The sequence below is a fragment of the Thermodesulfobacteriota bacterium genome, from assembly GCA_040756475.1.
Lineage (GTDB): Bacteria > Desulfobacterota > Deferrisomatia > Deferrisomatales > JACRMM01 > JBFLZB01.
In genome coordinates this window covers 1-8,224 of the sequence record JBFLZB010000192.1, presented here as the reverse complement: position 1 = coordinate 8,224, position 8,224 = coordinate 1, and the positions used below count along the sequence as shown (strand labels likewise).

Genomic DNA, 8,224 nt, shown 5'->3' with positions numbered 1-8,224 from the left:
AATCCCCCGGCGCCGTCCCCGTCTGGCGCCGCCGCTCCCGAAACTGGGCCGGGGCGGGCGGCGCGCCAAGGGACACGTAGACGAGGAGCCCGCCCCCGAGCACGCCGACGCGCTGCAGGAACTCCCTGCGGCCGATGCGCAGCCCCCAGGGAAAGGTCTCGACTGCGCCCCGCTCCCTCTCGTCTCCCATGGCGTTACCCTCCCGTGTCCGAGGACGCCGCCAGCACGGCCTCGACGATGCGCTTGTGGGCCCCGCACCGGCACAGGTTCCCCTCCAGCCCCCGGCGCACGTCCTCCTCCGTGGGGCTGGGGTTGGCGGCGAGCAGACTCACGGCCTTGAGGATCATGCCGGGGGTGCAGTAGCCGCACTGGAGCGCCCCGTGCTCTACGAAGGCCCGCTGCACGGGGTGGAGCTCCCCATCGGCCTCGAGCCCCTCGATCGTCACCACGTGCCGGCCCGCCACGTCGCCGACTCGGGTCTGGCAGGCCAGCGTAGCCGCACCGTCCACCAGCACGGTGCACGAGCCGCAGTGTCCCTCGCCGCAGCCGTACTTGGTGCCCGTGGCCCCGAGCTCGGTGCGGAGCACCCACAGGAGGAGCCTGTCTCCCTCCACGCGCAGGTCTACCGCGCGGCCGTTGAGGGAGAAGCGGACGGCGTCGGTCATCTTGCTCTCCTTGGGACGTGGGGACGGCGACCTGGGCTGCGGGGGCACCCGCGGCGGCGCGAGCGCCGCTGACGAGCCTAGCCTCGACTCTCCTCGCCGCAAGGACCGGAGGGTCGCCGAGCGCCGTCTCGCGAAGCCGGTCTTGCGACCGAACGCCCCTTCCCCCGCCCATCGGGGGGAGGACGCCCGCTTCCCGGCCCCGTCAGCGGGCGGGTACGAGCACCAGGTCGAAGACGCCGGAGCGATGACCGGCGGCGGGATAGTGCTGGGTCACCAGGGTCCGGTGGCCGGCGGCGGTGACCCGGACGTGGATGTGCGGGGGGCGGGAACCATAGGCGGGCGGAACGTTGCTCTCAAACGCATACGTCCCGTCCTCGCTGGAAACCACCGTGGCCCGGTGATCGTCGTCGTATCTTCCGTCCGGGCCGGCCAGCCAGAGCTCGATCCGGGCCCCGGCGATGGGCGGGCAGCCATCGGTCGACTTCACGACCCCCCGAAGCTCATAGCCCTCGCCCACGCTGGAGCGCACCGGCGCGCCGGGCTTGTAGAAGGGGCCGAGAGCGTCCGGCCGGGTGGGTGGGCACGAGCCGGCGAGGGCGGGCGCGCCGAGAGCCAACGAGAGCAACCCGAGCAGCATCAAGATACGCATCTTGTCCCTCCCTTCCGTCTCGGGGTCCCTCCCGCGAGGGGAAGGGACCGAAAAGGGAACCCCTGGAAGTAGCCTGCGGCTGCACCCCTCGGATGTCAAAGGCCCTTCTTCACAACCAGCCGGCACGCGCGACGGGCCGAATCCAGCCGCGGCGTCGTCCCCATTCCTTCCCCCTCTGCGACCCGAACGATGCTAGACTCCGGTGGGCGTCCCGGCAGGCAGTGAACTTGCCGGGGCGTGTGCCGGCGGCGGCAAGCAGAAGGGCCGTAACCTTCTCGCGAGGTGCGGAGGGGGTTTCTCGGACCCGGCCTGTCTCTGGGGAGAAGGAACGGGAGATGAAGAACACCGATGGGCCGAAGGGCTCGGCAGAAAAGGCCGAGAGTCTCGAGGGGCCCGAGAGGGGCGAAGGGGCCTTCGAGGGGCGGGCCGCCCCTGGCTCGCAACCCCAGGGAGATGGGGAGTCGGCCTCTCGCCAGGTGAGCCAGATCCTGCGGATCGTCCAGGCGCGCACGGGCCACGACTTCGCCTCCTACAAGCACAGCACCCTCCACCGGCGCATCCACCGGCGCCTCGCGTTCCACCGCCTCGGGGGGATGGAAGAGTACGCGGCCCTCTTGGAGGGCAGCCCCCAGGAGGCGATGGCGCTGTCTCGCGAGTTCCTGATAGGCGTCACCAGCTTCTTCCGCGACCCCGAGGCCTTCGAGGCCCTGCGCGGGGCGGTCTTCCCGGCACTCTTCGGGGGGGGCGGCCCGCGGGAGCCGGTGCGGATCTGGCACCCCTGCTGCTCGACCGGGGAGGAAGCCTACAGCGTCGTCATGCTGCTCCTGGAGCACCTGGCGGAGCGCGGCATCGACGCCGGCGTCCAGCTCTTCGCCACCGACATCGACGGGGCCGCGATTGCCAGGGCCCGGGCCGGGGTCTACCCCGCGGAGATCGAGGCCGACGTGGGCCCGGAGCGATTGACGCGCTTCTTCCGCCGGACGCAGGACGGCTACCAGGTGTCGGAGGTCCTGCGCAGGATGGTCGTCTTTGCCGAGCACAGCGTGATCCGAGACCCCCCCTTCACTCGGCTCGACCTCCTGGTGTGCCGCAACTTCCTCATTTACGTTGCCCCCAACCTTCAGCGGCGGCTGCTGACCCTCTTCCACGACGCCCTCAAGGCGGGCGGCCACCTCTTCCTCGGCAGCGCCGAGACGGTGGAGCCCCGCTCGGATCTCTTCGAGGCGGTGGACCATAGGTGGAAGGTCTTTCGGCGGGGGGAGGGCGGCGCGAGGAGAAGGGAGGCGGAACTGCCCTCCTTCGTCCTCGGGGGATCGCCCAGCCCCGGCTCCCTCGCCTGGGGGGAGGAGGCGCTGCTGGGACAGCACGCGCGGCCGTGGGCGACGGTCCCCGAGCCGGCTGCCGCGCCCTCCCAGACCGCCCCTTCAGACGGGGAGCTCGCCAAGCTCCCCGCCGAGGGACCGGCAAAGGATGCCCTGATCCGCCGGCTCCACAGACAGCTTCGCGCCACCGACGAGGAGCTCCGGGCCACGATCGCCAGGCTCGCCGCCGCCAACGAAGGGCTCACGGCGGCCAACGAGGAGCTCCTCTCCATGAACGAGGAGTTCCAGGCCACGAACGAGGCCCTCGTGAAGAGCGAGGAGCGGGTGCGGTCGAAGTTGGACATCATCCTGTCTCCCGAAGGGGACATCGCCGGCCTCGAGCTCGCCGACATCCTGGATGCCCCGGCGGTACAGGCGCTGGTGGACGACTTCTACCGGCTCGCCCGCATGCCGATGAGCATCGTCGACCTCAAGGGCCGGGTGCTGGTAGGCGTGGGGTGGCAGGCAATCTGCACCAAGTTCCACCGCGTCCACCCCGAGACCTGCCGCAACTGCCTCGAGAGCGACCTGGAGCTCTCGGCGGGGGTCCCGCCGGGGGAGTTCAGGCTCTACAAGTGCAGGAACAACATGTGGGACGTGGCGACGCCGGTAACCATCGGCGGCAGGCACCTCGGCAACCTCTTCATGGGCCAGTTCTTCTTCGAGGGAGAGCCGCTGGACTACGCGCTCTTCCGGCAGCAGGCGGCTCGGTACGGGTTCGACGAAAGGGACTACCTCGCTGCGCTCGAAGCCGTTCCCCGGCTGAGCAAGGAAGCCCTGGAGACGAGCCTAGCCTTCTTCTCGAAGCTGGCCGGCCTCCTCTCCAAGCTCGGCTACGGCAACATCAAGCTGGCCCGCGCCCTGGCCCAGCGCGAAGCGCTGACGCAGTCGCTGCGGCGAAGCGAGGCGCGGCTCAACCGTGCCCAGGAGATCGCGCACCTGGGGAGCTGGGAGCTCGACCTGCGGGAGAACCGCCTGTCGTGGTCCGACGAGGTGTACCGGATCTTCGGCCTCGAGCCCCAGGAGTTCGGCGCCACCTACGAGGCGTTCCTGGAGGCCGTGCACCCCGACGACCGCGCCGCGGTGGACGACGCGTACCGGGGCTCCCTTCTGGAGGGCCGAGATACCTACGAGATCGAGCATCGGGTGGTGCGCCGGGACACCGGCGAGGTTCGGGTGGTCCACGAGAAGTGCGAGCACGTCCGGGACGCCTCGGGGCAGATCGTGTGGTCGGGGGGGATGGTGCACGACGTCACCGAGGGCAAGCGCGCGGAGGCGGCGCTGCGCGAGGCGAAGGAGGCGGCGGAGGCGGCCAGCCAGGCGAAGAGCGAGTTCCTCGCCCGCATGAGCCACGAGATCCGCACCCCCATGAACGGCATCATGGGCATGACCGAGCTCGCGCTACTGGAGGGGGTCTCGCCGAAGGCCGAGCGGTACCTGGCGCTCGGGACGCAGTCGGCGAAGGACCTTCTCGACGTCATCAACGACATCCTCGACCTGGCGAAGGTGGAGGCCGGCAGGGTGGAGCTCGCCGCCGCAACCTTCGATCTGGGGCACCTGGTCGAGTCTGCGGTCGCCACCCTCGGGCTGGCGGCGCGTCGCAAGGGCCTCGAGCTCACCCATCGGGTGGACCCCTCGGTGCCCCTGCGGGTGGTGGGAGACGAAGGCCGGCTCCGGCAGGTGCTGACCAACCTGGTAGGCAACGCGGTGAAGTTCACCGAAAGGGGAGAGGTGGAGGTGACGGTCGGCCTCGCCGCCGGGGTGCCCCGTTCCGAGCTCCGGGTGGCGAGCTCAGCAGACGGAACCGGAAACCGGGAACCGGGAATCGGGAACCCGGTGACGCTCTGCTTTACGGTGCGCGACACGGGCATCGGCATCCCCGCGGAGAACCTGCCCTCGGTCTTCGACAGCTTCTCCCTCGCCACGAGGTCGACCCACGCCAAGTACGGGGGTACCGGCCTGGGGTTGTCCATCGCCAAGCACCTCGCGGAGCTCATGGGGGGTGAGATCTGGGCCGAGAGCGAGCCGGGCAGGGGCAGCGTCTTCTCCTTCACGGCCCGGCTGGCTCTTGCCGGGGAGGATTCGGCCCTGAAGGCAAGGCAAGAAGCGCAGGTTGGCGCTTTGGCTTGCCGGTTGCGGCTCCTCCTCGCCGAGGACAACCCGGTCAACCAGCTCTTCGCCAAAGCCCTCCTGGAGGCCCAGGGTCACCGGGTGGCGGTCGTCTCCGACGGCCTGGAGGCCCTGGAGGCGCTGGCGGCAGAGCCCTTCGACGCGGTCCTCATGGACGTGCAGATGCCGGGGCTCGACGGGGTGGAGGCCGCCCGCCGGGTGCGGCAGGGGAGGGTGGCCGGCACTCCCCCCGACCTTCCCATCGTCGCCCTCACGGCCCACGCGCTAACGGGCGACCGGGAGCGGTTTTTCGGGGCGGGGATGGACTACTACCTCTCCAAGCCCCTGGACCTCGGGGCACTGCGCGACGTGCTGGAGCGGATCGCCATCCGGCGCCGGGGAGGGACCCCAGGGAACCGTCGCCCCCCGAGCGGGTGACGTGCCCGGACGTCGGCTGGAGCGGTTGCCGCCTCGTGGGGACAGGTTCCTTCCGTTACCAGCGTGCCTCCAGCTCCGAGCACCTACGAACCTCGCAGACGACGATCTCCCCGAACGGGAGGCCACCCACAGGTTGGGCGGATGAACCCCAAAAGAGATCGGCCCCCAAGCGGGCAGGCCGGGGGGGGCAGCCTTGCCGCGCGAGGGGGCCGAAGGGGTGGGAGCCGGAGGACTCCCTCTACTGTCGAGTCCCACCCTCCCCGTCTACAAGGCGTCTACACGGCGAAGGATTGGGTCTCGTAAGTGCTGGCGCGCCAGTACCGCCGAAACTGGGCACTGGGAGGAGCAGGTTCGAGCCGCCGAGGGTCGAGCGCTGCGACATCGTAAGTAGTGGTTAATCTAGTGTTCTTAGCCTCAGCACAGAAGGTCGCCCTGGCTCCTGTGACCTGAACTGAAACTCATCTCACCGGTCGGCACCCGCCGTGTGCCGGGCCTGCGCGACGAGCTTGACCCCGAGCGCCGAGCACACCCGTGCGATGGTGTCGAACCGCGGATGCGCTCCTGGCCGCAAAGCCCTGTACAGAGCTTCCCGCGTCACGCCAGCGGCCCGCGACACCTCGCCCATGCCCCGTGCACGCGCCGCCACTCCCAGCGCGTGCGCCAGTTCGTCGGCGTCGCCTTCATCGAGCACGAGCGTGAGGTACGCCGCGATGTCGTCTTCCGTGCGAAGCTGGTCGGCCAAGTCGAATTCCGGCAGGTCGGCTACGCGGATCTTGTTCATGCTTCACTCCTCGATGCGGGCAGCCAGTCGCAGCGCCCGCGCGATATCGGCGGCCTGGGTGGATTTGTCGCCCCCGCCAAGCATCACGATGACCACGGCGCCCCGCTGCGTGTAGTACATCCGCCACCCGGGGCCGAAGTGCTCGCGCATCTCGTAGACGCCCTCGCCTACGAGCTTCACGTCGCCCAGGTTGCCCTGTTGGGCCCGGTCGAGCCTTCGGCTCAGGCGGATACGCGTGGTCCGGTCCTTGAGGCCGGAGAGCCACGCGTCGAACTCCGGCAACGTCTTGACCGCAAACATGAGGCCGATTGTAACCTAACGATTACAAAACTTCGAGGGGGCGCCTCGCCTCGCACGCTTCGATGAAGGCCGGGCGAAGTTTGGGAAGAGATGGGCGAAGATCAGGGCCCGGGTCAGCACGGGGCCGGACTTCGCGGGGGCACGAGCTTATCCTGCTCGGTGTCGTCCGCCCTTGCGGAAGGGTGGTTGTGCGGCCACGCCCCCTATGACCCGAGTTCCACCCCGGCTCTGCGGAAATCAGTCGGGAGATCGCGGCTAAAGCAAGACGGTCTTGTAGCTCACGGAAGTGCGCGCCTCGCGGGGTGCCCAGTTTGGGATTGCCTGGGGTGTGCGAAAGAGGGAAAGGCAAAAAATGCAGGGGTTACGGCTCGTTACCGTAACCCCTGGTCCTATTCTATGGCGCGCCCGGCACGACTCGAACGTGCGACCTGCGGATTCGAAGTCCGAAAAATACCTCTCCCCGGCAGCCCACGCCCACGCCCGAAAACTGCCGATTAAGCCAGCCAATCCAACAATCTGGACCTTGCGCCGTTTCGCGCCTTGACGCGCGGAATACCGTCGTTTACTCTGCTTCCTGTCGTACCGGTGTCGTACCGAGCCCGAACGGGCCCCCAGACCGGAGGCAGGAAATGGGACGCGAGGCGAAGCGGCACGGCCCCCAGAAGTTGACCAAGACCGTTGTTGAGGCCGTCACCCCGCCGAAGGCCGGCCGGCTCTTCATTCGGGATACCGAGTTGCGGGGCTTCGGGCTGCAAGTGACCCCCAACGGCCGCAAGACCTTCTTCTTGGAGAGACGCCTGCCGGGACAGAAGGACCCCCGGCGCGTCACCCTGGGGCACTACCCCGACCTCCGCGTGGACGAGGCACGCAAACAGGCACTCGACCACGCGGCGAAGATCGCGAAGAACGAGAACCCCGTTGCAGACAAACGGCGCGCGGAGGCCGAAGCCGTCACCCTGGGGAAGGCGGTGGCCGCCTACCTCGCCGGCCGCGACCTCAAGCCTCGCACCGTGCGCGACGTGAACGCCGCCATGAAAGACCTTGGGGGCTGGCAAGACCGCCGCCTCCTGGACCTCACCCCCGACGCGGTACAGAGGAAACACCGGGAGTTGTCCAAGGCCTCCCCGGCCCGGGCGAACCTGACCATGCGATACCTGCGGGCCGTCTGGAACCACGCCAGCGCGGCGACCGCGGCCCCAGACGGGACCCCGGTGCTCCCCCCCTCCCCGGTGGCGCGCCTGTCCGCCCTCAAGGCCTGGAACCGCGTGGACCGCCGGAAGACCGTGGTGAAGAAGGCCGACCTGCGGCCCTGGTTCCAGGCCGTCCTGAAGCTGCCGCGCTCGACCCCGCGGGACTTCCTCCAGACGGTCATCCTCACCGGGCTTCGCCGCTCCGAGGCCCTGGGGCTGACCTGGGATCAAGTGGACCTCGAAGAGGGTACCTTGACAGTGACCGACACCAAGGCCCGGCGGGACCACACGCTGCCGCTCGGAACCTACCTCCGCGACCTCCTGAAGGCCCGGAAGAAGAAGGCCGCCGGCCCCCTGGTGTTCGCCGACAAGCTGGGCCGGCCCTACTCGAACGTCCGCTATGCCCTCGACGCGGTAGAGGAGGCCTCCGGGGTCTCGTTCTGTATCCACGACTTGCGGAGGACGTTTGCGACCGTGGCCGAATCCCTGGACGTGAGCGCCTATGCCGTCAAGCGCCTTCTGAACCACGCCACGGCTGGCGACGTGACCGCCGGGTACCTTGCCGAGTCCTTCGACACGGACCGGCTCCGGGGGCCGATGCAGCGGATCGAGGACACGATCCTTCGCCTCGGGGGCGTCAAGGGCGGGGCCGAGGTGGTTCGGTTCCCGGGCCCCCAGGAGGCCGCCGCCGGCTAGGCGACCTCTCCCCCCCCTCGACATGCGGCCCCCCC

Annotated in this window: 7 protein-coding genes and 1 tRNA gene; 2 read left to right on the top strand and 6 right to left on the bottom strand. The window is 69.4% G+C overall.

Going from position 1 to position 8,224, the window contains the following annotated elements; genetic code table 11:
- From AB1578_19680 to AB1578_19670, 3 genes are all read right to left on the bottom strand, one after another.
- Positions 1-190 (bottom strand): twin-arginine translocation signal domain-containing protein (locus tag AB1578_19680; GenBank protein ID MEW6490114.1); only part of this gene is annotated, 190 nt, incomplete at its 3' end.
- A gap of 4 nt (positions 191-194) precedes the next feature.
- Positions 195-665 carry a (2Fe-2S)-binding protein gene (locus AB1578_19675; GenBank protein MEW6490113.1) on the bottom strand — a complete coding sequence of 157 codons (471 nt, stop codon included), beginning with the start codon at positions 663-665 and terminating at the stop codon, positions 195-197.
- 202 nt (positions 666-867) lie between these two features.
- On the bottom strand, positions 868-1,314 hold the full coding sequence (locus tag AB1578_19670; GenBank protein ID MEW6490112.1) for an intradiol ring-cleavage dioxygenase: 447 nt from the start codon (positions 1,312-1,314) through the stop codon (positions 868-870).
- Between the two features lie 335 nt (positions 1,315-1,649).
- Between AB1578_19670 and AB1578_19665 the strand changes: the two genes are divergently transcribed.
- Complete coding sequence (locus AB1578_19665) at positions 1,650-5,222, top strand: CheR family methyltransferase (GenBank protein MEW6490111.1); 3,573 nt, start codon at positions 1,650-1,652, stop codon at positions 5,220-5,222.
- A gap of 463 nt (positions 5,223-5,685) precedes the next feature.
- Here AB1578_19665 and AB1578_19660 read toward each other — a convergent pair whose 3' ends face one another.
- The 3 genes from AB1578_19660 to AB1578_19650 form a co-directional block, all read right to left on the bottom strand.
- Entirely contained in the window at positions 5,686-6,003 is a 318-nt protein-coding gene (locus AB1578_19660; GenBank protein ID MEW6490110.1) for an addiction module antidote protein, read from the bottom strand.
- A 3-nt stretch (positions 6,004-6,006) separates the two neighbouring features.
- Complete coding sequence (locus AB1578_19655; GenBank protein ID MEW6490109.1) at positions 6,007-6,303, bottom strand: type II toxin-antitoxin system RelE/ParE family toxin; 297 nt, start codon at positions 6,301-6,303, stop codon at positions 6,007-6,009.
- A gap of 397 nt (positions 6,304-6,700) precedes the next feature.
- Positions 6,701-6,777, bottom strand: a tRNA-Ser gene (locus tag AB1578_19650).
- Between the two features lie 155 nt (positions 6,778-6,932).
- Between AB1578_19650 and AB1578_19645 the strand changes: the two genes are divergently transcribed.
- Positions 6,933-8,189 carry an integrase family protein gene (locus tag AB1578_19645; protein ID MEW6490108.1) on the top strand — a complete coding sequence of 419 codons (1,257 nt, stop codon included), beginning with the start codon at positions 6,933-6,935 and terminating at the stop codon, positions 8,187-8,189.
- Positions 8,190-8,224: the final 35 nt, after the last annotated feature.